Source organism: Klebsiella sp. WP3-W18-ESBL-02 (genome assembly GCF_014168815.1).
GTDB classification, from domain to species: domain Bacteria; phylum Pseudomonadota; class Gammaproteobacteria; order Enterobacterales; family Enterobacteriaceae; genus Kluyvera; species Kluyvera ascorbata_B.
The window spans coordinates 2,161,757-2,188,651 of sequence record NZ_AP021972.1 but is presented as its reverse complement, the minus strand read 5'-3'; the positions used below and the strand labels follow the sequence as shown (position 1 = coordinate 2,188,651).

Annotated in this window: 25 protein-coding genes and 2 pseudogenes; 12 read left to right on the top strand and 15 right to left on the bottom strand. The window is 55.1% G+C overall.

The features are described from left to right. Positions 1-26 precede the first annotated feature (26 nt). The 5 genes from H7R56_RS10365 to H7R56_RS10345 are packed head-to-tail and all read right to left on the bottom strand — an operon-like array spanning position 27 to position 5,373. Complete coding sequence (locus H7R56_RS10365; RefSeq protein ID WP_106927907.1) at positions 27-1,169, bottom strand: alginate lyase family protein; 1,143 nt, start codon at positions 1,167-1,169, stop codon at positions 27-29. A 7-nt stretch (positions 1,170-1,176) separates the two neighbouring features. Then, the gene (locus H7R56_RS10360) at positions 1,177-2,271 is read right to left on the bottom strand and encodes an ABC transporter ATP-binding protein (RefSeq protein WP_106927675.1); all 1,095 of its coding nucleotides are present in this window, start codon (positions 2,269-2,271) and stop codon (positions 1,177-1,179) included. A gap of 10 nt (positions 2,272-2,281) precedes the next feature. Further along, on the bottom strand, positions 2,282-3,121 hold the full coding sequence (locus H7R56_RS10355; RefSeq protein ID WP_064544808.1) for a carbohydrate ABC transporter permease: 840 nt from the start codon (positions 3,119-3,121) through the stop codon (positions 2,282-2,284). Between the two features lie 9 nt (positions 3,122-3,130). Further along, entirely contained in the window at positions 3,131-4,072 is a 942-nt protein-coding gene (locus tag H7R56_RS10350) for a carbohydrate ABC transporter permease (RefSeq protein ID WP_223878943.1), read from the bottom strand. Between the two features lie 11 nt (positions 4,073-4,083). Then, positions 4,084-5,373 carry an ABC transporter substrate-binding protein gene (locus tag H7R56_RS10345; RefSeq protein WP_106927677.1) on the bottom strand — a complete coding sequence of 430 codons (1,290 nt, stop codon included), beginning with the start codon at positions 5,371-5,373 and terminating at the stop codon, positions 4,084-4,086. A gap of 521 nt (positions 5,374-5,894) precedes the next feature. Between H7R56_RS10345 and H7R56_RS10340 the strand changes: the two genes are divergently transcribed. After that, positions 5,895-7,133, top strand: a complete 1,239-nt coding sequence (locus H7R56_RS10340; RefSeq protein ID WP_106927679.1) for an alginate lyase family protein — start codon at positions 5,895-5,897, stop codon at positions 7,131-7,133. Continuing rightward, a complete protein-coding gene (locus H7R56_RS10335; protein WP_182928653.1) occupies positions 7,133-9,130 on the top strand; it encodes a heparinase II/III domain-containing protein in 1,998 nt (665 codons plus the stop codon). Before H7R56_RS10340 ends, H7R56_RS10335 begins: the two co-directional genes overlap by 1 nt. 30 nt (positions 9,131-9,160) lie before the next feature. On the opposite strand, the gene H7R56_RS10330 is transcribed toward H7R56_RS10335, so the two are convergent. Next, positions 9,161-9,880, bottom strand: a complete 720-nt coding sequence (locus H7R56_RS10330) for a phosphodiester glycosidase family protein (RefSeq protein ID WP_106927683.1) — start codon at positions 9,878-9,880, stop codon at positions 9,161-9,163. A gap of 3 nt (positions 9,881-9,883) precedes the next feature. Then, a complete protein-coding gene (locus H7R56_RS10325; RefSeq protein WP_106927685.1) occupies positions 9,884-10,063 on the bottom strand; it encodes a YoaH family protein in 180 nt (59 codons plus the stop codon). Positions 10,064-10,154: 91 nt separating this feature from the next. Between H7R56_RS10325 and pabB the strand changes: the two genes are divergently transcribed. From pabB to sdaA, 3 genes are all read left to right on the top strand, one after another. Further along, positions 10,155-11,510, top strand: coding sequence for an aminodeoxychorismate synthase component 1 (gene pabB, locus H7R56_RS10320; RefSeq protein ID WP_106927909.1), 1,356 nt, complete (start codon positions 10,155-10,157; stop codon positions 11,508-11,510). 2 nt (positions 11,511-11,512) lie between these two features. Beyond that, entirely contained in the window at positions 11,513-12,091 is a 579-nt protein-coding gene (locus H7R56_RS10315) for a CoA pyrophosphatase (RefSeq protein ID WP_106927687.1), read from the top strand. A 164-nt stretch (positions 12,092-12,255) separates the two neighbouring features. After that, positions 12,256-13,620: an L-serine ammonia-lyase gene (gene sdaA, locus H7R56_RS10310; protein ID WP_106927689.1), complete on the top strand. Its 1,365-nt coding sequence runs from the start codon at positions 12,256-12,258 to the stop codon at positions 13,618-13,620. 421 nt (positions 13,621-14,041) lie between these two features. Here the strand turns inward: sdaA and H7R56_RS10305 are convergent, their stop codons facing one another. Next, positions 14,042-15,022 carry an IS5-like element IS5 family transposase gene (locus H7R56_RS10305; RefSeq protein ID WP_000019402.1) on the bottom strand — a complete coding sequence of 327 codons (981 nt, stop codon included), beginning with the start codon at positions 15,020-15,022 and terminating at the stop codon, positions 14,042-14,044. Positions 15,023-15,108: 86 nt separating this feature from the next. On the opposite strand from H7R56_RS10305, the pseudogene H7R56_RS10300 reads away from it, so the two are divergent. Continuing rightward, a pseudogene (locus tag H7R56_RS10300) lies at positions 15,109-16,512 on the top strand (EAL domain-containing protein); the annotation flags it as partial. A gap of 61 nt (positions 16,513-16,573) precedes the next feature. On the opposite strand, the gene yoaE reads toward H7R56_RS10300, so the two are convergent. After that, positions 16,574-18,133 carry a CNNM family cation transport protein YoaE gene (gene yoaE, locus H7R56_RS10295; protein ID WP_106927693.1) on the bottom strand — a complete coding sequence of 520 codons (1,560 nt, stop codon included), beginning with the start codon at positions 18,131-18,133 and terminating at the stop codon, positions 16,574-16,576. A gap of 454 nt (positions 18,134-18,587) precedes the next feature. On the opposite strand from yoaE, the gene manX reads away from it, so the two are divergent. The 5 genes from manX to mntP all read left to right on the top strand — a co-directional run bounded on the left by manX (position 18,588) and on the right by mntP (position 22,743). Further along, positions 18,588-19,556 (top strand): PTS mannose transporter subunit IIAB, encoded by a 969-nt coding sequence (gene manX, locus H7R56_RS10290; RefSeq protein ID WP_106927695.1) that lies wholly within the window; start codon positions 18,588-18,590, stop codon positions 19,554-19,556. 60 nt (positions 19,557-19,616) lie between these two features. Continuing rightward, positions 19,617-20,417: a PTS mannose transporter subunit IIC gene (gene manY / locus H7R56_RS10285; protein WP_106927697.1), complete on the top strand. Its 801-nt coding sequence runs from the start codon at positions 19,617-19,619 to the stop codon at positions 20,415-20,417. A 12-nt stretch (positions 20,418-20,429) separates the two neighbouring features. Continuing rightward, complete coding sequence (locus tag H7R56_RS10280; protein ID WP_181358014.1) at positions 20,430-21,281, top strand: PTS mannose transporter subunit IID; 852 nt, start codon at positions 20,430-20,432, stop codon at positions 21,279-21,281. A gap of 54 nt (positions 21,282-21,335) precedes the next feature. Continuing rightward, entirely contained in the window at positions 21,336-21,794 is a 459-nt protein-coding gene (locus H7R56_RS10275; RefSeq protein ID WP_106927701.1) for a DUF986 family protein, read from the top strand. A 379-nt stretch (positions 21,795-22,173) separates the two neighbouring features. After that, positions 22,174-22,743 carry a manganese efflux pump MntP gene (gene mntP / locus H7R56_RS10270; RefSeq protein WP_106927703.1) on the top strand — a complete coding sequence of 190 codons (570 nt, stop codon included), beginning with the start codon at positions 22,174-22,176 and terminating at the stop codon, positions 22,741-22,743. Here mntP and rlmA read toward each other — a convergent pair. The 5 genes and pseudogenes from rlmA to mgrB form a co-directional block, all read right to left on the bottom strand. Beyond that, positions 22,740-23,537: a 23S rRNA (guanine(745)-N(1))-methyltransferase gene (rlmA, locus tag H7R56_RS10265; protein ID WP_106927705.1), complete on the bottom strand. Its 798-nt coding sequence runs from the start codon at positions 23,535-23,537 to the stop codon at positions 22,740-22,742. The two genes, mntP and rlmA, sit on opposite strands and share 4 nt — an antisense overlap. Before the next feature lie 169 nt (positions 23,538-23,706). After that, entirely contained in the window at positions 23,707-23,916 is a 210-nt protein-coding gene (gene cspE / locus H7R56_RS10260) for a transcription antiterminator/RNA stability regulator CspE (protein ID WP_001062678.1), read from the bottom strand. A 12-nt stretch (positions 23,917-23,928) separates the two neighbouring features. Further along, positions 23,929-24,072 (bottom strand): annotated as a pseudogene (locus H7R56_RS10255) (DUF2627 domain-containing protein). 755 nt (positions 24,073-24,827) lie between these two features. After that, complete coding sequence (locus tag H7R56_RS10250; protein WP_106927709.1) at positions 24,828-25,121, bottom strand: YebO family protein; 294 nt, start codon at positions 25,119-25,121, stop codon at positions 24,828-24,830. Positions 25,122-25,193: 72 nt separating this feature from the next. Continuing rightward, a complete protein-coding gene (gene mgrB / locus H7R56_RS10245; RefSeq protein WP_035891646.1) occupies positions 25,194-25,337 on the bottom strand; it encodes a PhoP/PhoQ regulatory lipoprotein MgrB in 144 nt (47 codons plus the stop codon). 168 nt (positions 25,338-25,505) lie between these two features. Here mgrB and H7R56_RS10240 point away from each other — a divergent pair, with 168 nt between their 5' ends. After that, complete coding sequence (locus tag H7R56_RS10240) at positions 25,506-25,745, top strand: YobH family protein (protein ID WP_106927711.1); 240 nt, start codon at positions 25,506-25,508, stop codon at positions 25,743-25,745. Between the two features lie 208 nt (positions 25,746-25,953). Here the strand turns inward: H7R56_RS10240 and kdgR are convergent, their stop codons facing one another. Next, positions 25,954-26,745 (bottom strand): DNA-binding transcriptional regulator KdgR, encoded by a 792-nt coding sequence (gene kdgR / locus H7R56_RS10235; protein ID WP_064544768.1) that lies wholly within the window; start codon positions 26,743-26,745, stop codon positions 25,954-25,956. Between the last annotated feature and the right edge of the window lie 150 nt (positions 26,746-26,895).

Sequence of the window (26,895 nt, the reverse complement as noted above, 5' to 3'; positions counted from 1 at the left end):
GCCTGATGGCGCTACGCTTATCGGGCCTACAATCCCGGACACCACATCAGCTGCTCTTTCAACTGTAGCGTCTCCTGCGGCAAGCACTTCAGCACGTCACGATAGCTCGCCGACTGCTTCGGATACCCGCGCACCGTCTGCAACAGGACGCGCAGCGCGCTGTCCCAGACAATCCCCTGCAAATCGCTGTATGGCCAGAGATCCGGTTCGCGGATAAACGGTACCAGGTAGTCAATTCCCTGCTTCACCCCGCGCCCGTCACGAATGTGGTTCCAGCGATCGAACTCAACGTGCTCGGCATAGCGGTTGAGCAGCAGGTGCGCCTCAAGGTTAAACAGCGAGTAGTGGAACGGAATGGTGCGCTCCAGTTCCATCGTCTGCTTGCCGTCCTGGTCAATCTGCGCCGCCATACGCTGGGTGATCCCCTGCTCAATAATCCTCGCCACCAGCCCTTTGTCACCGTAGAACAACGCATTCACCGCGCGCTGGGCGTCGTACCAGGTGCCGTGGTTGTTGTGCCAGACGTATTCAGAATGGCCGATTTCGCTGTAGTACATCCAGTGGTTAAAGTCGCGGAACCACTGGTGTAAACCGATAATATCGTCGGTATCCAGTACGCTGGCGCCGTTAATCAGCCCGATGGTGTCCACCACCATCCACAGCAGGCGGGTATCGATAAGCCCGGTGCCGCGCCCGGAAACAATCCCCGGAATGGCCTGGCCATAGTTCAGATGCGGGTTCATACGCGTATCCGCGTCAAGGAACCAGCAGCGTATCTGCTGCGCCGCAGCCTGCGCGTACTGACGCTGACCGGTGAAATACCACGCTAAACCTAAAGTCAGGCAGCGTTCACACATGCGGATAATTCGCGACGTGTCGGTATCGTTATTTTCACACTGCGGGTTAATGTGCCCGTCGCGGCGAATATACGGCAGCCCGTTGGGCCGCCGGGGATTGGGCCACCAGTAGGTGCCCAGACTGTAATAATCATGCGCATCGCCGCTCGCCGGGCGCAGCTTCTTATGCACCACGCTTTCCGGCGGCTCGCGCCGAAGCTGGTCCGCCTCGGCCACCAGCTTGCTCAGCGCCAGCTGCAGCGGCGAAAACGGCTGTTTCAGCCCCGCGCGGGCGTTTTCAAGGCAATTTTCATCAAGGGTGTACAGCTTCATCGCCACCTTATTGTTCCTCCAGGCATGCTATGCGCTGGCCGCTTTGTGCGTCGAACAAATGCACGCCGGAGAGCTTCGGCTGCAGCCAGATATTATCGCCCTCTTTCACCGCCAGGCGCTGCTTAAAGACCGAAGTAAAAGCGCCGCCGCCGGTGTCGCAGAACAGCTGCATGTCTGAGCCGGTGTTTTCCACCGCCGTGACCTTTGCCGCCAGCGCATCATCGCGCGCCTCGTGCACCACGTTGACCTGTTCCGGGCGAATCGCATACACCACCTGCTGGCCATGTTTGACCTGCATGCCCGTCGGCAGCGCCAGCAGCGAACCATCCTTCAGACGCAGGCTGGTGACGCTGCCATTGAGCACCACTTCGCCCGGCAGTTGGTTGATTTCAGGCGATCCGATAAAACCAGCAACGAACAGATTGGCCGGCTGGTCATACAGCTCCAGCGGCGTCCCGGCCTGTTCGATACGACCATCGCGCAGCACCACAATCATCTGGCCCATAGTCATGGCTTCAATCTGATCGTGGGTCACGTATACCGAGGTGGTTTTCAGGCGTCGGTGCAGGTCGCGAATCTCGCCGCGCACCTGGGTACGCAGCTTGGCATCCAGGTTAGAGAGCGGTTCATCAAACAGGAACACCTGCGGTTTACGCACGATAGCGCGCCCCATCGCCACGCGCTGACGCTGGCCGCCGGAAAGGTCCTTCGGCAGACGCTCCAACAGCGGTCCCAGCCCCAGCAGCGACGCGGCTTCGTTCACTTTGTCGTTAATTTCGCCTTTCGGCAAACGCGCCATTTTCAGGGCAAATCCCATGTTTTCACGCACCGTCATCTGCGGATAGAGCGCGTAGCTCTGAAATACCATCGCAATATCGCGCAGTTTTGGCTCCACGTCAGTGACGTTCCGCTCGTTAATATGCACTTCGCCGCCGGAAATCTCTTCCAGACCGGCAATCATCCGCAGCAGCGTTGACTTGCCGCAGCCGCTCGGACCCACCAGAACGCAAAACTCGCCGTCAGGAATAGTCAACGACACATCTTTAATGACGTGTGCCTCGCCGTATGATTTACGCACGTTATTCAGTACAACGGATCCCATCGGTAGCTCCTTATCCTTTGACCGCGCCGGACATAATCCCGCGGTTGAAATGTTTTTGCAGGCCCAGGTAGACGATGATGCTCGGCAGCATCGCTAACAGCGTAATGGCGATAAAAATGTTTGGCGTGATGCTCTCATCGGTACGCAGCGTGCCGAGGATCACCGGAATGGTGTTCAGGCTGTCCTGGTTCACCACAATGAGCGGCAATAAATACTGGTCCCAAATCATGATGAAGCCGAAGGTGACCACCGTGCCCAGCGCCGGCTTCACCAGCGGCAGGATGACGTGGAAGAAAATCTGCCACTCGTTGGCACCGTCAATCCGCGCCGCCTCTTCCAGCTCTTTCGGAATCGCCGACATAAATTCGGTCAGCACGAAGATGGAGAACGCCCAGCCGACCACCGGCAAGATCATCCCGAGGTAGCTGTTGTACAGCGAGGCGTCAATAAACGGCAGCCGCCAGTTAATGATCATGTACAGCGGAATGGCGATGACCTCTTCCGGCAGCATCATGGTCGAGAGAATGACCAGGCTCACCAGCGCCACGCCGCGAAACTTTTTACGCGCCAGCGCATAGGCGGCCAGCGCGCTCACCGACACCTGCAGGATGGTGCCGAAGAACACCACCAGGATGGAGTTCAGCAGATACTGCCAGACGCCAATGTCCTGCCAGGCAAAGATAAAGTTTTCCAGCGAGAACTGGTTCGGCCACGCCAGCAGCTCCCCCGGCTTCACCGGCGCGCCGCTGAACGCGGTCGCGACGATGCCCCAGAATGGTCCAACAAAAACAATCAACAGCAGCGCATAGATGCACCAGCGACCTGCGGTATCCCAACGTTTACTTAACATCGCGGCTCCTTAGTAACGTGCGATACGTTTTTTCAGCGTCAGATGGCAGATGGTTAACACCACCGTGAAGGCGAACAGCAGGAATGACACCGCCGAGGCGTAGCCGTAGTCGAACTGTTCAAAGCCCAGCTTGTAGATATGGGTCATGATCATCTCCGTGGCGTTAGACGGCCCGCCGCCGGTGGTGGCATACACTTCGGCAAACACGCGGAAGCCACGAATGAACGAAAGCATCAGCACTACCGACAGCGCGGGGATCATGCCGGGCAGCGTGACGTAGCGCAGGCGGTTCCACCAGTTTGCGCCGTCGACGTTGGCGGCGTCGTACAGATCGCGGCTAATGCCTGCCAGCCCGGCGATGAAAATCACCATGTTGTAGGGCACCGCTTTCCAGATATGCAGCAACATAATCACCCCAAGCGCCTGATCGGAGCTGGCCAGAAACCCCTGGTCGGCCACGCCAAACCAGCTGAGAATATGGTTTACCACCCCATTCGGCGTTGGGTTGAACAAAATACGCCACATTTCGGCGACAATCGCCGCACTGGTTACCGCAGGCAGGAAGATGGCGGTACGGATGAAACGCAAATGGCGCGCCGGGCCTTCCAGCAGCATCGCGAGGAAGAACGCGAGAATTGCGGCCGCAAACATCGTCACTAATACGTACAGCAACGTGTTGACGACCGCCGCGTGCAGCTCCACGTCGGCAAAGGCACGGGTAAAGTTCGCGAACCCCACCCATTCGTCCGGCTGGTTAAAGTTGACCTTATAAAAGCTCATCACCAGACCCTGGATCATCGGGATAAACTTAAACCAGCTGAAGATCACCAGCGCCGGGGCGAGAAACAGCCAGGGTATCAGCGCCCGTTTGCGCTTTGCCGTCAGCCAGCCGGTCGCGTCAGGCGAAGCGGCTTGCTTTAGCGGCGAGGACTTCGTCTCATGCAGCGTCATCACTTACTCCTTTATTTAGCCAGCACATTTTGTTTCGCCAGCTCGGCATTGACCTTCTCGTCCGTCTTTTTCAGCTCTGCGGTAATATCGCTGTTACAGTCAGCAAAGATACGGTTGAAACCGTCGGCAGCGACCTGACGCACCGGCGTCCAGTTAGGGATTTGCGGTACGTAACGGCCCTGCTCGTTATACAGGCGGGCAAAAGTCTCCCAGCGGTCGTCCTGATAGACGTCCTTCACGTTGACATTCTGGTTCACCGGCAGGCGCACCACCGGAATATGCTGGCTGCCCTTGCCCATCCCGATCTCCTGCCCTTCCGGCGAGATCATGAATTCAATAAATTTGCGCGCCGCCTCTTTCTGCTGGCTGCTTTTCATCATAAAGACGGTGGTTCCTTCGGCGAGGGTCGCTTCGCCTTTCGGCCCGACAACCGGCACCACTTCGAATTTCTCCTTACCCGGGTCTTTATCAAACAGCGCAATATGGTACGGGCCGCTGAAGAACATCCCGCTCTGCCCGGAACGGAACGACGGGATCACGTCGGCAGTCGTCGCGTTAATCGCCCCCGGCTGAGTCACCTTCTCGCACATCATGGTGCGCATAAAGGTCATCGCCTGCGCGACCTCCGGCGTAGCCAGCGAGGCGCTGAACGTCCCGTTATGTTCTTTGACGAAATCACCGCCCGCCTGCCAGATAAAGCTGCTCATAAACCAGCTGGCGTAGCCGCGCGTGGTGGAGCCCGGCATGATAAAGCCGTAGGTATCGTTTTTACCGTTGCCGTCCGGATCCTGGGTGGTAAACGCTTTGGCCAGCGTCTGAATATCCTCCCAGCTTTTCGGCTGCGGCAGACCCAGCTTTTCACGCCAGTCCTTGCGCACAAACAGCGCGAAGGTTTGCGCCGAGGTCGGTACACCGTAGTACTTGCCATCGATATAACGGGTGCTGTTCCAGGCGGTAGGATAAAGCTGGTCGCCGCCGCTGATGGTTTTCGGGTCGATCTCATCAGCAATACCGAGCTGTATAAACTGGCCCAAAGAAGCCGCATCGTTGAAGATCAAATCAGGTAGGGCGTTGCCCGCCGCCGCACGCGCCAGGCGCTGCTCGAAGTCGGTCGTGGCATTGAAGTATTCAATTTTTATCCCGGTCTTCTTCTCGAACGTCTCGGCCTCCTGCTTATAGATATTCTTCGAATCGTTGCTGGCGCGGATCCAGACGTTAAGCGTCGTGGCGGCGTAGCTTTGGCTCACACCAAGACCCAGGGCGGAAAGCAGTAATAATGAACGTAATTTATTCGCAGACATGGTGGCATATCCTTTATTGTAGGGCACAACGGTAAATAAATTCGCACCGGCTGTTTATCATTTCCTGATAAGCAGCCGACATTAATACAACGGACGTAAACGTTATTTTCGAATATTAAATAGAAATGTATTTTCCAATACAACCACGCCAAAAAGAAATCCCATTTCAAAAACGCAAAAGTTGAATCAGATCACATGAAAAAGTGACAATAAAAGTGACTTAATTATTAAATCATTAAAAATCATAAAGATATAATTTTACGCATTTCATTGAAGGAATCAAAAAATGTAGAAAATGGCCAAAATATGTGATCCGCACTACATTAAATGCGCCATTTTTTATTCACACCGCTAAATATGATGAAAGTCACAAAAAAAATCACTTTGTCTTTTACACTGCACGCAATCCTATTTCAGAAATTATTTTGTTAATTAAAAAGCCTGCCTTTTGCGTTTTATTAAATACGCAATGGGGTAATTCTCTTGTTATCTTTTCTCATATTTGCAGAAGGGTTATCACTATGAGTTCAATACCACGTCAAGGACTATTAGGCATTGCCTTACTCTGTTCCGGGCTGAGCGCGTCGCTGTACGCCGCCGAACCGTACACGCTGGATGCTAAAGATCTGGCCTTCAGCCGTCAGCAGATCGCCGCCAAAGACCCGCTGTTCGTGCAGGCCGAAGGCGCGCTGTTGAAAAAGGCGGATCTGGCGCTAAAGCACCCGCTGTTTTCAGTTATGGATAAGTCGCTGGTCGCCGCCAGCGGCAACAAGCACGATTACTACAGCTTCCCGCCTTACTGGTGGCCGAACCCCGACACCCAAGACGGCTTGCCGTACATTCGCAAAGATGGGCAAACCAACCCCGATGCCAACAGCGACGCCACCGACAAAAACCGGCTGGTGAAGATGAGCAACGATGTCTCGACCCTGGCACTGGCCTGGTATTTCTCACATGACGACCGCTACGCACAAAAAGCGGCCGCGCAGATAAAATCCTGGTTCCTCGATCCTAAAACCTACATGACGCCCAATCTCCAGCATGCCCAGGCCATTCCCGGTATTAATACCGGGCGTGGCATTGGGATCATCGACAGCCGGGCGCTGGTTGAGGTGGTTGACGCCATCGCCATTCTGCAGCCGTCCGGTGTGCTCAGCGACAAAGAGATCGGCGAGCTGAAGACGTGGTTCGGTGATTTTTATCACTGGATGACCACCAGCCAGAACGGTTTTGAAGAAGAAAACTGGCACAACAACCACGGGACCTATTTCGATATGCAGGCCGCGACATTTGCGCTGTTCAGCGGCAACGCCGACGAAGCCAAAAAACGGCTGTACATCACCCAGCTACGCCGCATCGCCGGGCAGTTTGACATAGAAGGCCGCCAGATGGCCGAGCTGGAGCGCACGCGTCCCTGGCACTACAGCAACTTTAACCTTGACGCGTATAACCGTCTTGGTCGCCTGGGCGAAAAAGCGGGCGTCGATATCTGGAACTTTACCCTCGACGATCACAGCCTGCGCAAGGGCTACCAATACATCGCCGGCTTTATCAACAGCGACGCCGCCTGGCCGTGGAAAGATCTCGATAAAATGGATGACAAAAAAGCGCTGCGTAACCTTGCAAGCGCCGCTCACGCCTGGCCGGATGACGCACAGTTCCGTGAAAAAGCCCGGTGGCTGCGGGCAAAATATCCTGACGATATCACCACGCTGATTGCCCCGCTGCCAGCGTCGACAGAGGCCAGGGAAAACCAATAATGAAACAATTTTCTGGGCTATGGCCCGAGATTGCCAGACGTGCAGCCGGCAATAGCGGCCTGATTGAACGGCTCATTAAGGATGCACAACCGGCGCTCCACGCTGCGGTCTGTATTCCGCAAAGCGGGATCGCCACCTGGAATCTCTACTATTTTTGTCCGCACCACGGGGTGCGGCTGACCTGGCAGGCGGACTCACCGCACCATCATCGCTGCCCGGTGGACGGCGAAGTCTTCAGCGGCGAGCCGTGGGACGGCGCATGGTGGCGAGAAATGAACGGGCGCAACGCCAGCGCCTGTCAGCAGTTGGGGCTACTGTGGCAATTGACTGGCGAAACCGCCTACCGCGACAAAGTACGCACCCTTCTGATGGGCTACGCTGACGTTTATCCGGCCTATGAAGTGCATGGCGATATTCCGCACAACGGCCCGGGGAAAATGAACGCGCAAACTCTGTGCGAAGCCAACTGTATTCTCGATATGGCGCTGGGCTATGACTTTATTTGCCAGAGCCTTAGCGTGGCCGAACGCGAGCATATCAGCCGCCACCTCCTGCGCTGTGCGGCGACCTTTTTACAGGCGCATCGCAGTCCGCAAATCCATAATCATGAGGTGAAAATCAACGCCGCCCTCGGTGTACTGGGTTTTGTGCTGGAAGATGACAGCCTGCTGGAGTTTGCCGTTAACGCTCCCTACGGCCTTCGCTGGCAGCTCGAGCACGGCCTGCTGGCGGAAGGTCTGTGGTTTGAAGGTTCGGTACACTACCACTACTACGCGCTACAGGGCTTTTTTGCCTTTGAAAAACTGGCGCGCGGCAGCCGCTGGAGCCTGATTGACGGCCCGTGGTACCGGCAGATGCTCAGCTTCCCGCTGTCGCTGCTGCTCCCCGACAGTACCTTCCCACGCCTGAACGACTGCATTGCCGGTCAGGAGAAGCTGCACCACCGGGATCTGTACGAATTCGCGTGGTTTATCTGGCGCGATCCGCAGTACGCGGCGGTGCTGCAGTTTACCGATGTGCAGACGGATGAAATGGAAACGCTGCTCTGGCGCGCCCAACCGCTGCCAGAGGTCGCGGCCTCCCCCATCCCCGAGCATTCCCTGTTTGCCCCTGGTGCCGGTTTAACCCTCTGGCGTCGGCCGCAGCAACGGCAGGCGGTGCTGATAAAACACAGCCCGTGGGGCGGCGAACATGACCACTACGATCGCCTGAGCCTGCTGCTGTGGCACCGGGACGGCTGGCTACTACCGGATCTGGGCACCACCGGCTACGGGGCCCGAATGCACTATGACTACTACAAAAACAGCGCTACTCACAATACGCTAACGGTTAACCAGACCAATCAGCCGCCTGCCAACCCAACGGTACTGGGCCAGCATCAGGGTGACGACTATTTGTGGCTGGATTGCGAGGTGGACTGGGGGCAACCGCCGCCGACGCTTAACAGCCACACCCGCGTCGAGTGGGACGCCGAAGCCTGGCGCGAGGTACGCTTCCGCCGTCGTCTGCTGTGGCTGGACGATGTGCTGATCGACCTTTCGACGGTCGATAATCCGCATCGCCAGCAGCTTGACTGGACGCTGCATCTGGCGGCGCAGGCGCTTGACCAAAGCGGCACACCGCAGCCGTTCTCACTAGGCGGTCCGCTGCGAAACATGTCGTCGTCGACCGTCACGCCGCTGTATGGCTGCCAGCCGCGCCACTTTGCTCGCGAAGGCGATACCTTCGCCCTGTGGCTGGCCGGTGACGGAGAGCTGTGGCAAGGGCTGGCGCCGGATAACCCGGCGGTGAGCGACCTGAGCTATCTGGTTATGCGTAACCATCTGCCGCAGGCACAGTTTGTCTGTCTGTGGGATTTGGCTACCCGCTCACCGCTCACTGAAGTCAGCGTACACACCGCACGAGGCGCTACGCAGCTCACCTTCTGGCGAGGCGAGCGAGCGGCGCACGTCACGCTGCACGACGACCCTCAGCTGTTGCCGGATATCCAGCTTTAACCCGCCGCCTTCCGGCAACGGAAGGCGTATCTACCGCTTCTCAACGGTAATCAGGGTGACGAAAGGATGATACTGCCAGGGGATCGAGCCCCCCTGCTGGTACATTTTAGAAATGGTGCCGTCCAGATAGAGCATCTGCCGGACGTTGAGACGAGATTTTGCATAGCAGGCAAAATCGTAGAAATTGGTTTCGCGTTCGCTCAGCATAAATACCACCTTTCCCTGAGCGGTGATGCCGACGCCGTTGCGCAACTTGCGCGAACTGGCCGACGGCTTGAGTCGCCAGTTGATGATGCCATTTTCAATCAGCATCGGGCCGGACTGAACCGCGTAGTCCATGCCCTTCGTCGACTTTAGCTTATCGAGGCTGACAATCCCCGCCTGCTGACCACGCAGATAGAATACGCCCCCGGGCTTAATGAAAAAGTTGCCGCCGCCGGAAGCCCGGTTGAGGGCCGCTTTGCGCTCGCCGTTTTCAATGTACAACCCCAGCGGCGCATAGGCTTTATCGTAGATTCCGCCGTTCATCGCCATGTGCACCCGACCGTCGTCGTTAATCACATTAAGCAACCCACGCAGCGAACCGTAGGCCTTACCGTCGGGCTTAAGCCAGTACATCGCAATACGCTCGCGAGCAGCATCAACGGTATAGCTTTGCAGCGTCAGTTGAGGATCGGTTAGCGAGCAAGATTCTGCGGCCGCTGCTGTCAGCGGCGCTATCGCCAGCAACAGCGTTAAACGGGAAGCCATCGCTTACTCGTCTTCGTCCTCAAAGCGGGCGACGATGCGCTCACCGGTGTGGTTCGCACGCAGTTCATCGGCTACCAGCGCAATAGCCTGGCCGCTCGCCATACCTTGCGCCATCAGTTCCTGAATACGCTCGACGGCTTTCTGCTGCTGCTCATGGCTCAGTGAAGGTAATCCTGCAAACATTATTGACTCCTGCTACATTGTGGGCGCTTATTATTTCATGCTGCCCGATTCTTCGCCAGAGGCAGCGCAGACCTGGCTGGACAGAATAACCATGTTACACCCTTCTACGATGACGCTGCCGTGGCGACAGGACGCCGCGGAATTCTATTTTGCCCCGCTCAGCGCCTCTCCGTGGGCGATGATGCTGCACTCCGGCTACGCCGATCACCCGCACAGCCGCTATGACATCGTGGTCGCCGAACCCTGCGCCACGCTGGTAACCCACGGCGAAATAACCGTGGTAAACCACGATGGCAGCAGCCATACCTCAACGGCTGACCCGCTACATCTGTTGCAGCAGACGCTGGACGCGCGCGGTTTTGCTCGCGAGCCGTTAAGCGATTTACCCTTTACCGGCGGTGCCGTTGGGCTTTTCGGCTATGATTTGGGGCGACGGTTCGAAACGCTGCCGCAGCACGCCGAACGCGATATCACGCTGGCAGATATGGCGGTTGGCCTCTACGACTGGGCGCTGATTGTCGACCACCAGCGCGAGGTCGTCACCCTGCTCAGCTACGGCGATATCGATGCGCGTCTGGCATGGCTCCAACAGCAGGCAATGCCTGAGACCGAGCCCTTTGCTCTGACGTCGGCCTGGCACTCAAACATGAGCCGCCAGCAGTATGGCGAGAAGTTCCGCCAGGTGCAGGCCTATCTGCACAGCGGCGACTGCTACCAGGTCAACCTGGCGCAGCGCTTTCAGGCCCGCTATCGCGGCGACGAGTGGGCAGCATTTGTCCGCCTGAATCACGCCAACCGCGCGCCGTTCAGCGCATTTTTACGTTTTGCCGACAGCGCTATTTTAAGCCTGTCGCCGGAGCGTTTTATCCATCTGGAACAAGGGCAGATCCAGACCCGCCCGATTAAAGGCACCCTGCCGCGCCTCGACGATCCGCAGGCCGACGCCGCGCAGGCGCAGAAGCTGGCCGCATCGCCGAAGGACCGGGCAGAAAATCTGATGATTGTCGACCTGATGCGCAACGACATTGGCCGCGTGGCCACACCCGGTAGCGTACGCGTGCCGGAACTGTTTGTCGTCGAACCCTTCCCGGCGGTACACCACCTGGTGAGCACCATCACCGCCGAACTGCCCGCCGCGCTGCACGCCAGCGATCTGCTGCGCGCCGCTTTCCCCGGCGGCTCCATTACCGGTGCGCCGAAGGTGCGGGCAATGGAGATTATTGACGAGCTGGAGCCGCATCGTCGTAACGCCTGGTGCGGCAGCATCGGCTATCTCAGCGCCTGCGGCAATATGGACACCAGCATTACTATCCGTACCGTCACCGCTACCGGCGGCACGCTTTACTGCTCCGCTGGCGGCGGTCTGGTCGCCGACAGTAATGAAGATGCGGAATATCAGGAAACATTTGATAAAGTGAATCGTATCTTACATCAACTGGAGTCCTGAACATGGAAGAGCGTTCGCTGAATCTGGACGACTTTCTCTCCCGCTTTCAGCTGCTTCGCCCGCAGCCCAGCCGCGCGGCCTTAAACGCCCGCCAGGCGGCGGTGCTCGTGCCCATTGTGCGCCGTCCCGAGCCGGGTCTGCTGCTCACGCAGCGCTCAGCGCGTTTGCGCAAACACCCCGGACAGGTAGCGTTCCCCGGCGGCGCGGTAGACAGCAGCGACGCCTCGCTGATTGCCGCTGCCCTGCGTGAAGCACAGGAAGAAGTCGCCATTCCGCCAGAAAGCGTGGAAATTATCGGCATGCTGCCGCCGGTCGACAGCGTCACCGGTTTTCAGGTGACGCCGGTGCTTGGCGTGATCCCGCCGAATTTGCACTATCACGCCAGCGAAGATGAAGTGGCCTCCGTGTTCGAAATGCCGCTGGCCGAAGCGCTGCGTCTGGGCCGTTACCATCCGCTCGACATCCACCGTCGCGGCAATTCGCACCGCGTCTGGCTCTCCTGGTATCAGCACTATTTTGTCTGGGGCATGACCGCCGGCATCATTCGTGAGCTGGCGCTACAAGTGGGCCTGAAGCCCTGACTATACTTATCATAACCGCCGGTTTTCAGTATTAGTAAAATCACAGAGATTCATTAGTTAAATTCATGTGAATAGTTAAGCTGAACGCCGGGTTCCCTCATACACTATGCGCAGTTATTACATCGTTGCCGCAACAACGCGGCAACCCTGTCAGGAGTGTTAAAGTGATTAGTATATTCGACATGTTTAAGGTGGGGATTGGTCCCTCATCTTCCCATACTGTAGGGCCGATGAAGGCTGGCAAACAGTTCGTCGATGACCTGGTCGAAAAGGGACTGATTGATGACGTGACGCGCGTTGCCGTCGACGTCTACGGTTCACTGTCCCTCACCGGTAAGGGCCACCATACCGATATCGCGATTATTATGGGGCTGGCGGGTAACCAGCCGGACACCGTCGATATCGATGCGATCCCGGCGTTTATTCGTGACGTAGAAACCCGCGGCCGCCTGCTGCTGGCCAACGGGCGCGTGGAAGTTGATTTCCCGGCCGATGACAGCATGCGTTTTCGCAGCGAAAACCTCTCGCTGCATGAAAACGCCATGCGTATTCACGCCTGGGCCGGAGAAACTCTGGTTTACAGCAAAACCTACTACTCTATCGGCGGTGGCTTTATCGTCGATGAAGAACATTTCGGCAAAGAAGCCAGCGACGCGGTCAGCGTACCCTACCCGTTTGCTTCCGCCACGGAAATGCTCGGCTACTGCAAAGAAACCGGGCTGTCGCTCTCCGGTATGGTGATGCAAAACGAGCTGGCACTGCACAGCAAAAAAGAGATTGAAGACTATTTTGCCAACGTCTGGCAGACCATGCGCGCCTGTATCGACCGTGGCATGAACACCGAAGGCATCCTGCCTGGGCCGCTGCGCGTCCCGCGCCGTGCCTCTGCGCTGCGCCGCATGCTGGTGTCCAGCGATAAGCTCTCCCACGACCCGATGAACGTGGTTGACTGGGTGAATATGTTTGCGCTGGCGGTCAACGAAGAGAACGCCGCCGGTGGCCGCGTGGTTACCGCACCGACAAACGGGGCCTGCGGGATCGTACCGGCGGTACTGGCCTACTACGATCACTTTATCGAGTCGGTAAGTCCGGATATCTACATCCGCTATTTCCTTGCGGCGGGCGCTATTGGGGCGCTGTACAAGATGAACGCGTCTATTTCCGGTGCCGAAGTAGGCTGCCAGGGGGAAGTGGGCGTGGCCTGCTCAATGGCGGCGGCCGGCCTCGCGGAACTGCTGGGCGCGAGCCCGGAGCAGGTATGTATCGCGGCGGAAATCGGCATGGAGCACAACCTGGGGCTGACCTGTGACCCGGTGGCCGGTCAGGTGCAGGTGCCGTGCATTGAACGTAATGCGATCGCCTCGGTGAAAGCGATCAACGCCGCGCGGATGGCGATGCGTCGTACCAGCGAGCCGCGCGTGTCGCTCGATAAAGTCATTGAAACCATGTACGAGACCGGCAAAGACATGAATGCCAAATACCGCGAAACGTCGCGCGGCGGTCTGGCCATCAAAGTACAGTGTGACTAATCAGCCTTTTCACCCACCCCCTAATACGGGTGGGTGATTTATCTCCTTATTTTCCTCACAATTTTCGCTTCCCACTACACTTGCTGTGTCGGCACTGGTATTTTCATTATCAATACATCCGCACTGAGCATCGGAAATGCAGACAGCACAATGGATTATCAGGCAGTACCTCCGTAAGCGAATCGCGGTATGTATGGTGATCGCGGTCTGCGCCTTCGCGCTCACCCTGGGGACACGATTTATTTCGCAGCGTGGCGAAAATCAGAAACAGCTAGGGAAGGTGCGAATAAGCGGGGAAATTCTTCTCGGCTGACTCAGCCATTTCATTTCTTCATGTTTGAGCCGATTTTTTCTCCCGTAAATGCCTTGAATCAGCCTATTTAGACCGTTTCTTCGCCATTTAAGGCGTTATTCCCAGTTTTTAGTGAGATCTCTCCCACTGACGTATCATTTGGTCCGCCCGAAACAGGTTGGCCAGCGTGAATAACATCGCCAGTTGGTTATCGTTTTTCAGCAACCCCTTGTATCTGGCTTTCACGAAGCCGAACTGTCGCTTGATGATGCGAAATGGGTGCTCCACCTTGGCCCGGATGCTGGCTTTCATGTATTCGATGTTGATGGCCGTTTTGTTCTTGCGTGGATGCTGTTTCAAGGTTCTTACCTTGCCGGGGCGCTCGGCGATCAGCCAGTCCACATCCACCTCGGCCAGCTCCTCGCGCTGTGGCGCCCCTTGGTAGCCGGCATCGGCTGAGACAAATTGCTCCTCTCCATGAAGCAGATTACCCAGCTGATTGAGGTCATGCTCGTTGGCCGCGGTGGTGACCAGGCTGTGGGTCAGGCCACTCTTGGCATCGACACCAATGTGGGCCTTCATGCCAAAGTGCCACTGATTGCCTTTCTTGGTCTGATGCATCTCCGGATCGCGTTGCTGCTCTTTGTTCTTGGTCGAGCTGGGTGCCTCAATGATGGTGGCATCGACCAAGGTGCCTTGAGTCATCATGACGCCTGCTTCGGCCAGCCAGCGATTGATGGTCTTGAACAATTGGCGGGCCAGTTGATGCTGCTCCAGCAGGTGGCGGAAATTCATGATGGTGGTGCGGTCAGGCAAGGCGCTATCCAGGGATAACCGGGCAAACAGACGCATGGAGGCGATTTCGTACAGAGCATCTTCCATCGCGCCATCGCTCAGGTTGTACCAATGCTGCATGCAGTGAATGCGTAGCATGGTTTCCAGCGGATAAGGTCGCCGGCCATTACCAGCCTTGGGGTAAAACGGCTCGATGACTTCCACCATGTTTTGCCATGGCAGAATCTGCTCCATGCGGGACAAGAAAATCTCTTTTCTGGTCTGACGGCGCTTACTGCTGAATTCACTGTCGGCGAAGGTGAGTTGATGACTCATGATGAACCCTGTTCCATGGCTCCAGATGACAAACATGATCTCATATCAGGGACTTGTTCGCACCTTCCCTAGACCAGCTCACCGCACATTCCGTTGAGCGATTGAATAAAATATTACAGCCGCTGCAATCTCGGCGCAGCGACATGCTTGCGCTGGTGGGCCAGCCCTGTCAGGCCATCCATTTGCCGTTGCGCAAGCTGGCCGTTGCGCTGCAAACCGTGCGCTCTATTGCGCTGGTAAAAGCCGGTAAGCTGTACTGTTCCAGCGCGCTGGGCGCACGTGACGTTGCGCTACACAGCCTCCAGCCACAGTTGCCCAGCCGTCTGCCGCTGCTGGCGCTGACGCTCGATCACTCCCTGATCGTGGGAACACCAATTCTGATTCAGTGGTACCCGGCCTCCGACGACGGTCAGGACGGCGTCATGGTCTCGATTAATATTGATTTGATCAGCAATATCATTCTTGAACCCTCGCCGCCGTTAATTAACCGTATCAGCCTGAACGTGGGCGATCTGAATTATCAGCACGGTCCCGGCATTAATAACGCGCTGTCGCCGGGTGACGACAAAATCTATACCCGTACATCCACCGCCTTCCCCTTTAGCATCAGTGCCTTGAGTCCGGGCCCCGCGCGGCTTGCGCTACGCAATCTGATCACCGATCTGCCGCTGGCAATTATTATGAGCGTGCTGTTTACATGGATCGCCTGGCTGGCAACCGCTGGGCGGCTGAGCTTCTCACGCGAGATCAACATGGGCATCGCCGGTAAAGAGTTCAGCCTCTACTGTCAACCGCAGATGGACGCCCGTATGCAGCGCTGCATCGGCGTTGAGATTCTGCTCCGCTGGCACAATCCCCGAGTGGGCTGGGTTGAGCCGGACGTGTTTATCCCGATTGCGGAAACGCAAAACCTGATTATTCCCCTTACCCGCTATGTCATTAGCGAAACGGCGAAAAAACTGCATTTGTTTCCCAACGACCGCGCGTTTCAGATAGGTATTAACGTCGCGGCTGCGCACTTTAAACATGGTCGGCTGCTGAAGGATTTACAGCAGCACTGGTTTAGCTATCAGCCGGTACAGCAGTTGACCATCGAGTTAACGGAACGCGATGCTCCGCATGATGTGAGCTATCCGCTACGCAGTGAACTGGGAAATCATCAGGTTAAGCTGGCAATTGACGATTTCGGAACCGGCAATAGCTCCCTCTCCTGGCTGGAGATGCTGCATCCTGACGTGCTGAAGATTGATAAAGCATTCACCGCAGCAATTGGCACCGATGCGGTGAACTCCGCGGTGACGGACATTATCATCGCGCTGGGGCAGCGCCTGAATATTGAGCTGATTGCAGAAGGGGTTGAGACGCAGGAGCAGGCGCTTTACCTGCAGCGCCACGGCGTGCATTTACTGCAGGGATATTTGTTCTCACCGCCAATGCCGCTGGCGGATTTCCCCCGCTGGCTGGCTGAGAATGAAGCAGAAAAAGTCTAGCCGCAGGAGCAGGCAAAACCCCGGCGTCAGCGCTGATACGCCTCGGCCGGGTGAACACGGATTACGCGTCTTCGTCGTGCGGTGAAGACAGCTTCAGCACCCGCACCTGATCGATACGGTAGCCGTTGGCCTCGGTCACGGTGATTTGCAGCGGCGGCAGTTCAACCGTTTCGCCCACTGCCGGAATCTGCCCGTTGACGGCAATCACCAGCCCCGCCACGGTGGCGTAGTCGTGATCTTCGTCCACGAGGTTATCCAGGCCTAGCGTCTGCTGTAGCGCGTGCAAATCGGTAGTACCTTTCACCCGCCAGCCTTCGCCATCGGCCACGATTTCCGGCGTTTCATCGGCATCCGGGAATTCACCGGCAATCGCTTCCAGCACGTCCAGCGGCGTGACCAGCCCCTGCACGACGCCAAACTCGTTGGTCACCATCACAAAGCTACCGCGCGCCCGGCGCAGCACGCCCAGCAGGTTAATCGGGTCCAGCGTGTCCGGGACGATAATCGCCGGGTTGGCGGCAGCCAGCGCTAACACATCTTCACCGGCTTCCAGCGCCACCAGCAGCTCTTTGGCGCGCACAATACCGACAATTTCATCCAGTTCGCCCCGGCACACCGGGAACAAGCTGTGCGGCGACGACAGCAGCTGCTGACGGATTTCATCAGCGTTCAGATCGGCATCGACCCAGCTGATTTCGCCACGCGGCGTCATGATGCTGCGCAACGAACGCGAGGCCAGCGTCAGCACGCCGTTAATCATGTAGCGTTCTTCTTCCACGAAGGCCCCTTCCGGCACCGGCACGGTCGTCGTGTGGCCTTCTTCCTGCGCGGCGCTGACCGGTTTGCGGTTGCCCATCAGGCGCAGGATGGCGTCTGCCGTGCGCGCACGCAGCGGCAGCGTCGACTGATGACGGATAAAGTTACGGCGCGCAATCTGGTTAAACAGTTCAATGATGATCGAGAAGCCAATTGCCGCGTACAGGTAGCCTTTCGGAATATGGAAGCCAAAGCCTTCAGCCACCAGGCTCAAACCGATCATCAGCAGGAAGCTCAGACAGAGCACCACGACCGTAGGATGTTCGTTCACGAATCGCGTCAGCGGTTTAGACGCCAGCAGCATCACGCCCATGGCAATCACCACGGCGGCCATCATGACCGGAAGATCGTTCACCATGCCGACGGCGGTAATCACCGCATCCAGCGAGAACACGGCATCCAGCACCACAATCTGCAGCACCACCACCCAGAAGCTGGAGTAGCCCTTACCGTGGCCTGAGTCGTGCTGGCGGTTTTCCAGCCGCTCATGCAGCTCGGTGGTCGCTTTAAACAGCAGGAACAGGCCGCCGACCAGCATAATCAGGTCGCGTCCGGAGAAACTCTGCCCCCATACGCTAAACAGCGGCGCGGTCAGCGTGACCAGCCAGGAAATAACGGAAAGCAGCCCCAGACGCATCACCAACGCCAGCGACAGACCAATAAGGCGGGCTTTATCACGCTGCTTTGGCGGCAGTTTATCGGCCAGGATGGCGATAAACACCAGGTTATCAATACCGAGAACAATTTCCAGAACGACAAGCGTCAACAATCCGGCCCAAATTGACGGGTCCATCAACAGTTCCATAAACCACTCCAACGAGAGACGTGACGAGTCATCGCTATGTCATGTTTAAGCGAGACGATACCGGGCGATAAAAAAAGGTGGCGCAGAAGGCCGGGAGGTGTGCCGCAACGGCGGTCAATGGCGAAAAGACGTCGGTGACGATCCATACTACGGGCTGATGCCCTATACTCCTGTGTAATTAAACGGAAATACAACATAGCAAAAACAATGAGCATTTTGGCAAAGATTTACGCGTCTTTGCAAAATGTAAGACAATTTTTTGCACCACAAAATAATTGCTGTCCTTTAACTAAATTACGGATCTTCATCACATTAATTATTCTTTCACTGTCTAAAATAATTCTCGGTAGTTATTGGATTTTCTCTCTAACCCTTGTCTGAATCGATTCGGTTATGGCATCGGTTCAAAATGTATCAGCCCTACTGATACACACGATAATAAAGGAGGTAGCAAGTGACGATTGCTATTGTTATAGGCACACATGGTTGGGCAGCAGAACAACTGCTGAAAACGGCAGAGATGCTGTTGGGTGAGCAGGAGAATGTTGGCTGGATCGATTTCGTGCCTGGCGAGAATGCAGAAACGTTAATCGAAAAATACAACGCGCAGCTGGCAAAGCTTGATACCAGCAAAGGCGTGTTGTTCCTTGTTGATACCTGGGGCGGTAGCCCATTCAACGCGGCTAGCCGCATTGTTGTCGACAAAGAAAACTATGAAGTGATCGCCGGCGTCAACGTTCCGATGCTGGTTGAAACCTTTATGGCGCGTGACGATAACCCAAGTTTTGATGAGCTGGTTGCGCTGGCTGTTGAAACCGGTAGCGAAGGCGTGAAAGCGCTGAAAGCGAAACCGGTAGAAAAAGCCGCGCCCGTTGCCGCACCTGCTGCACCGAAAGCCGCTGCTCCAGCGAAACCGATGGGCCCGAACGATTACATGATTATCGGTCTGGCTCGTATTGATGACCGTCTGATTCACGGTCAGGTCGCCACCCGCTGGACCAAAGAGACTAACGTGAGCCGCATTATTGTCGTCAGCGATGAAGTCGCTGCCGATACCGTGCGCAAAACGCTGCTGACTCAAGTTGCTCCTCCTGGCGTAACGGCACACGTTGTCGATGTCGCCAAAATGATCCGCGTTTACAACAACCCGAAATACGCGGGTGAACGTGTGATGCTGCTGTTCACTAACCCGACTGACGTAGAACGTATTGTGGAAGGCGGCGTGAAGGTGACCTCCGTAAACGTCGGTGGTATGGCGTTCCGCCAGGGCAAAACCCAGGTGAATAACGCGGTATCCGTTGACGAGAAAGATATCGAGGCGTTTAACAAACTGAACGCACGCGGTATCGAGCTGGAAGTCCGTAAGGTTTCAACCGATCAGCGACTGAAAATGATGGATCTGATTGCTAAAGTGCCGAAATAAGCACTCTGGCAACTTTTTAGCTTTCACACTTAAGTTTGAATTAGCAATAGGAGAAGTACAATGGAGATTACCACTCTTCAGATTGTGCTGGTGTTCATCGTCGCATGTATTGCGGGTATGGAATCGATACTCGATGAATTTCAGTTCCACCGTCCGCTGGTCGCCTGTACGCTGATCGGTATCGTTCTCGGGGATATGAAAACCGGTATTATCATCGGTGGTACCCTGGAAATGATCGCACTAGGTTGGATGAACATCGGTGCGGCGGTTGCGCCAGATGCCGCTCTGGCATCTATTATTTCCACCATTCTGGTTATCGCCGGGCATCAAAGTATTGGTGCAGGTATCGCACTGGCGATTCCGCTGGCGGCAGCGGGCCAGGTACTGACCATCATCGTCCGTACCATCACCGTGGCATTCCAGCACGCAGCAGATAAAGCCGCTGAAAACGGTAACCTTACGGCGCTGTCATGGATCCACGTCTCTTCCCTGTTCCTGCAGGCGATGCGTATTGCTATCCCGGCCGTTATCGTTGCTATTTCCGTCGGTACCAGCGAAGTTCAGAGCATGCTGAACGCCATTCCGGAAGTTGTGACCAGCGGTCTGAACATCGCCGGTGGCATGATCGTGGTCGTCGGTTATGCGATGGTCATCAACATGATGCGCGCAGGCTACCTGATGCCGTTCTTCTACCTCGGCTTCGTCACTGCGGCGTTCACTGACTTCAACCTGGTTGCTTTGGGTGTGATTGGCGCCGTTATGGCCGTTCTCTACATCCAGCTTAGCCCGAAATATAACCGCGTCGCCGGTGCGCCAGCTCAGGCTGCAGGCAACAACGATCTTGATAACGAACTGGACTAACAGGTGAGCGACATGGTTGATATGACTAAAACTACCACTGAGAAAAAACTCACACCGAGTGACATTCGTGGCGTGTTCATTCGTTCTAACCTGTTTCAGGGTTCATGGAACTTCGAACGTATGCAGGCGCTGGGTTTCTGCTTCTCCATGGTTCCGGCAATTAAACGCCTGTACCCAGAGAACAACGATGCGCGCAAACAAGCCATCAAACGTCACCTGGAATTCTTCAACACCCATCCGTATGTCGCGGCGCCAGTGCTGGGCGTAACCCTGGCAATGGAAGAGCAGCGTGCGAACGGCGCAGAGATTGACGATGCGGCCATCAACGGCATCAAAGTTGGTCTGATGGGGCCGCTGGCGGGTGTCGGTGACCCGATCTTCTGGGGTACCGTTCGTCCGGTCTTCGCGGCGCTGGGTGCCGGTATCGCGATGAGCGGTAGCCTGCTTGGGCCACTGCTGTTCTTCATCCTGTTCAACCTGGTCCGTCTGGCAACCCGTTATTACGGCGTGGCTTACGGTTACCGTAAAGGTATCGATATCGTTAGCGATATGGGCGGTGGCTTCCTGCAGAAACTGACAGAGGGGGCGTCTATCCTCGGCCTGTTTGTCATGGGGGCATTGGTTAACAAATGGACGCACGTGAACATTCCGCTGGTGGTTTCAACCATCACCGGTCAGGATGGTCAAACCCGTGTGACTACCGTGCAGACTATCCTGGACCAGCTGATGCCGGGTCTGGTACCGCTGCTGCTGACCTTCGCCTGTATGTGGCTGCTGCGTAAGAAAGTCAATGCCCTGTGGATCATCGTTGGCTTCTTCGTCATCGGTATCGTGGGCTACGCTATCGGCCTGCTGGGTCTGTAATATCTGCTGTTCGCCGGGGGCCCTGTGCCCCCGGTTTTTTTATCTGGAGGCTTAATGACCGTAACGGACCTGATACTGGTACTTTTCATTCTTGCGCTGCTGGCATTCGCCATTTACGACCAGTTCATCATGCCTCGCCGTCATGGCGCTACCCTACTCTCCGTCCCGCTACTGCGCCCAGGCCGCGTAGACAGCGTGATATTCGTCGTGCTGATTGTCATTCTGGTTTATAACAACGTCACCCACCACGGCGCAATAATGACCACCTGGTTATTATGCGCGCTGGCGCTGATGGGGTTTTATCTGTTCTGGATCCGCAGCCCCAAAATTATTTTCAAAACGGAAGGCTTTTTCTTCGCCAATGCGTGGATTAAATACAGCCGCATCCAGAAAATGAATTTATCCGAGGATGGCGTACTGGTGATGCAATTAGAGCAGCGCCGTCTTCTTGTGCGGGTCAAAAATATTGATGACCTGGAAAAGATCTACAATCTTCTCATTAACAATCAATGAGTTAAAATATAGCCATCGCTATAACTGTGTTATATTCAAACAGTCGTAATATAGCGTTGGCTATGTTTATTCCGCCAAATGACTTCCTATTTTTTAACTTCTTGATTACGCAATAAATCTAAATGAAAATCGTTATCATTAAACGATGAAATATGCAATAGCAAGAGTTGTTTTATATTCTAAAAATATGTTAAGGTTGCGCCCGTCGTTGGGGAGTAGCTGATTTCCACTTGCTGGGAATGTACGTGTCAACATACTCGTTGCAAAACGTGGTGCGTACGGATTACGTCAGTAGTCAAGCGAGACCATAGACGCATTTACTGCTGATTACTGGGGGCAGGAATGTGTCGTATGGAAACTTCCCGGTCTGGACACGCTCATGAATTTAACCGCCACTATCCTCCTTGCCTTAGGCATGTCAATGGATGCATTCGCAGCATCAATTGGTAAAGGCGCAACCCTGCATAAACCTAAATTCTCTGAAGCCCTGCGCACCGGTCTTATTTTTGGTGTGATTGAAATGCTGACGCCGCTTATTGGCTGGGGGCTGGGCATGCTGGCCAGCCGCTTCGTCATGGAATGGAGCCACTGGGTCGCGTTTGTGCTGTTGGTATTCCTCGGTGGACGTATGATCGTCGAGGGCGTCCGTGGCGATGACGACGAAGAAGAAAAAGAAGCGCCGCGCCGTCACGGCTTCTGGCTACTGGTCACCACGGCCATCGCCACCAGCCTCGATGCAATGGCCGTCGGCGTAGGCCTGGCATTCCTTCAGGTCAACATCCTGGCGACCGCTTTCGCTATCGGCTGCGCCACCTTCCTGATGTCGACGCTGGGTATGATGGTAGGCCGTTTCATCGGCCCGCTGCTGGGTAAACGAGCCGAAATTCTTGGCGGGATTGTGCTGATCGCGATTGGCGCGCAGATCCTCTACGCCCACTTTATGGGTTAATCAGCCTCTCGCTGCCAGGCGTGGATGGCAAAATCCGTCTGGCAGTCAAACTGGCTGCGCTGCTTAAGTGCATCCCACACGACCGGCTTCGCCCGCCACGCAAACGGCGTCATCTGTAATAGCGTAACCGCTTCACTGCCGGTCAACGCCATCGGATAGGCCAGCGCTTCATGGCTGTGCAGCGTAAAACCCTCAATCACTTCCGAATGCGGCGCATGCAGCTGCACTTCGCTGTAGATTAATCCCTTCAGTTCGACCAGATGACGTGGGCCGGGCGTCACGGTAATGACCCACCCTCCAGGCTTCACCACGCGCTTCAGTTCCAGCGGATTACACGGGGCATAAATGCGGATCACCGCGTCCATGCAGCCGTCGGCAAACGGCAGACGCTGGCTGGAGGCGACGCAGAAATTCACCTGCGGATAACGCTTCGCGCCGTAGCGAACCGCCGTTTTCGACACATCGAGCCCCCACGTTTCCTGCGCTTCAGCGGCGAACGCGTGGGTGTAGTAGCCTTCACCACAGCCGATATCCAGTACCTGCCGCGGCGCAATCATGCGTAGCTTATCGCAAACGGCATCGCGCAGCGGCCGATAGTGCCCGGCATCGAGAAACGCGCGTCGCGCCTGCATCATCTCAGCGCTGTCGCCCGGGTCGCGGGAGCGCTTATGCTGGACCGGCAGGAGGTTGACGTAGCCCTCTTTCGCCCGGTCAAACTGGTGGTGCTGCGGGCAAAGGTAACTATTGCCGCTGCGCGTGAGCGGCGCGTGGCAGAGCGGACAACTGTAGGACATAGCAACTCCGGCTTGATAACAAAGGGCGAAGTGTACCGCTATTCTGGCAGCGGCGGAAGGTAAAGCGAGGGGGAAATCGCAGGGGGTATAAATGATAAAGCCCCGCAATTGCGAGGCTTTATGTCTGATAATGTTGCGCTTGCGCGCCGCAAGATCAGTGGTCGTCGAATCAGATAGCGGTTACGTTAACAGCCGCTGGGCCTTTCTGGCCGTCCTGAATTTCGAACTCAACGTTCTGACCTTCAGCCAGAGTTTTGAAGCCGTTACCCTGGATTGCAGAGAAGTGTACGAATACATCTTTGCTGCCGTCAGCCGGAGTAATGAAACCAAAACCTTTAGACTCGTTGAACCACTTAACTTGACCTTTAATCTTTGCCATTTGCAAAATTCCTTAGAGTGTTTTCTGCGCCCGCAGGCGTTTTCATAGATAAAACTGAGACATGACTGCATGAGGCACTAATATAAGGTTCGGCAGAGAAGCGGTATCAACGTCAACGTGTTTACTCAGAACTTCTTTACTGATAATGCCATACATAAACAGAACTGTACCTCGTTTAACCCAAAACGTGTTATCACATACAACGTAAATAATGGCAAGCCATTTTTAAACGCGAGTCGATCGGCCGCACAAATCCCAACAAATCATTTGCTCACCGGCGCTTTTCCACCGACAAGAATGCGCTGCAGGTCTTTGCCAGACAGCCTGATACGTGACCTAGCCTACGGTAACGTAAGACTTTTTTAACATAGACCAACTTTTATCCTGCGTCCAGATTTTGCCTACCGCTTCATAAAAAATTTATATCGTTAGATTATTTTCGCTATAACTTTCATGCCCGCCGGTTTACCGGCTAGTTATAAGGCGTTCTTCTGTTGCCGCCCCTTCTCAGGACGTACTGCTTAATTGCGCTAACTATATTGCACCAAAATAATGATCGTTTCGTGACATTGCTTCATGATTAGGCAATAAAAACGTTTCGCTATTATGATTTGCATTATGCAAGCCGGGATTGCCTGGTTATTAAGCGACGCTACAACATTAATACCATCGATAATAATGTTGAGTTAAATAGAAAACATCAATGAATGATAAATAACAACAACATAAGGTTAGATCTTCAGCAGGAGGAATATCGGTGAAGCGCGCTCAACCACGTTTGCGCAAAATCATGCCAACGGCGCGCAAAGGTGACGAACAGTGATGGGGGGATGGAGTACGCACCGCTTTGGTGCAGCGCGTTGCGGTCCGGCAGCCCATTGCAGGCTGCGCGGTGTCATCACGCAAAGTGTTTATCGCTCGGCAACCAGGCGAATAAAATCATCTTTGTCGTCTTCTTCTACTTCTTCAGCTTTTGGCGCGTCTTCTTCTTTCTTCTCGGGCTCGTTTGCTTCGCACAGACGACGCAGCAGCGCATTCTGGCGCTTTTGCTGATCGAGCAGCGATTCAAGGAGTTCGATTTGCTCGTTAGCGCGGGAGCTGGCGCGGTTCACAAAGAACCACAGAACCAGGCCGACTAACAGCAGCAGGAAGGATAACGCCAGAGATGCCAGATTTAATGCCCCAGAACTTACAAGATCACTCATTTTACCACCTCAAAAGGAACGATCTATTCTACCACTCACATTACGGAAGGAAATGCTGCCGGCAAAAATGTTTTACCAGGGTATAAACCGGTTAATGCTGCAAATTCCGCTGAAAAACTGAACGTCCTGATCGCACATCACGTTGATCATCTGTGTCCAGAGCAGCAGGCAGGCGGCAATCACGAGTATCAGTAATACCCACCGAAACTTTTTCACTCCACTCTCCGCATGAATTCTTATTCAGATGCAACCAAATTAGCATGCTAACCTTAAACCGCGGCTAACTGTAATGGCATCTCGTGCTTTTAGGAATCATAGACTTGTATCAATGCGTTATCACGTTACGGTAGTATTGATGATAGATATAATAGAAGAGGAATGTTTATGCGCTTGTTAATCAGAACCATCGTTTGCCTGGTCATTATCGCGATTGGGGTTCTTTTGAGCGGCTACGGCGTGCTGGCGGGAAGCCAGAAGACCGCCGGTGGGTTAGGACTACAGTGTAAATATCTGACCGCAGAGGGATTTAGCACCGCATTTTATCTGCACGGTGACAACGGCGTTGTCGGCCGTCCGAGCTGCCCGCTGCTGCGCAAAAGCGTTAGCGTCGTCGATCAAGGCTAACGCCAGACGTAAAAAAACCGGCTATTTGCCTGATACCTGTCAGTTAAGCTAAATTCGTAGGTCGGATAAGCAAAGCACCCTCCGGCACACTGCGCTGATTGCCGGATGGCAGCGTAAACGCCTTATCCGGCCGACCGTTCCAGCTTCTGAATTCAACGCCTTAACTGACCAGCATTAGGCTATTTGCCGGTTTTTTTTCATTTCACCATCAGAATGGGTAATCGTTATAACCCATTTGTTCGGAAATTTTACGCGCCGCAGTATGCAACATCTCGACATACTCATGCAGACGTTCTTCAGAGAAACGTAGCGTCGGGAACGAGATACTCAACCCGGCGATGACCACGCCAAAACGGTCGAATACCGGCACACCGATACAGCGCAGCCCTTCTTCCTGCTCTTCGTTATCTTCACCGTAGCCCTGCTTGCGCACCTGCTCGAGCACGGTAATCAGCTCGTCGGTATTCGCAATCGTACGCTCGGTACTGCACTTATACTCCACGCCTTCAAGAATCTGACGCACTTCAGCCGTATCGCGCCAGGCCAGCAGCACTTTCCCGATTGCCGTACTGTACAGCGGGTTACGACGACCGACGCGGGAATACATACGCAGGTTATACATGGAGTCGATTTTGTGAATGTAGACAATGCTGTCTTCATCCAGCGCGCCCAGGTGGATGGTCTCTTTCGTCAGACGAGAGAGTTCACGCATCTGGATGTCGGCACTGCGGATCAGGTCGACGTTTTGCAGCGCACGTGCGCCAAGCTCAAACAGCTTCAGGGTCAGCGAATACTTCTCGGACTCCCCTTCCTGGGCAACGTAGCCCAACGATTTCATGGTTTGCAAAAAGCGATAAACGGTGCTTTTCGACATCATGACGCGCTGCGAAAGTTCAGTAATGCCAATCTCGCGTTCTTCGCCAAGTGCCTGCAGGATACCAAATACCTTTAGTACCGAAGAGACAGAATCTGGCTGTTTGTCCAAATCTGCTGCTGACATTTATCACCTCATCGCAACTGTTTTATAAATATTAGAACCGGTTTTTATTATAATTTCGCAAGGCCGCCGTAGCAATGAAACTTCTGTGACCTGGTTACAAATCTTCGACATTCAATTGATTAATCAATGCTAGAATCATTCTCCGGTTAA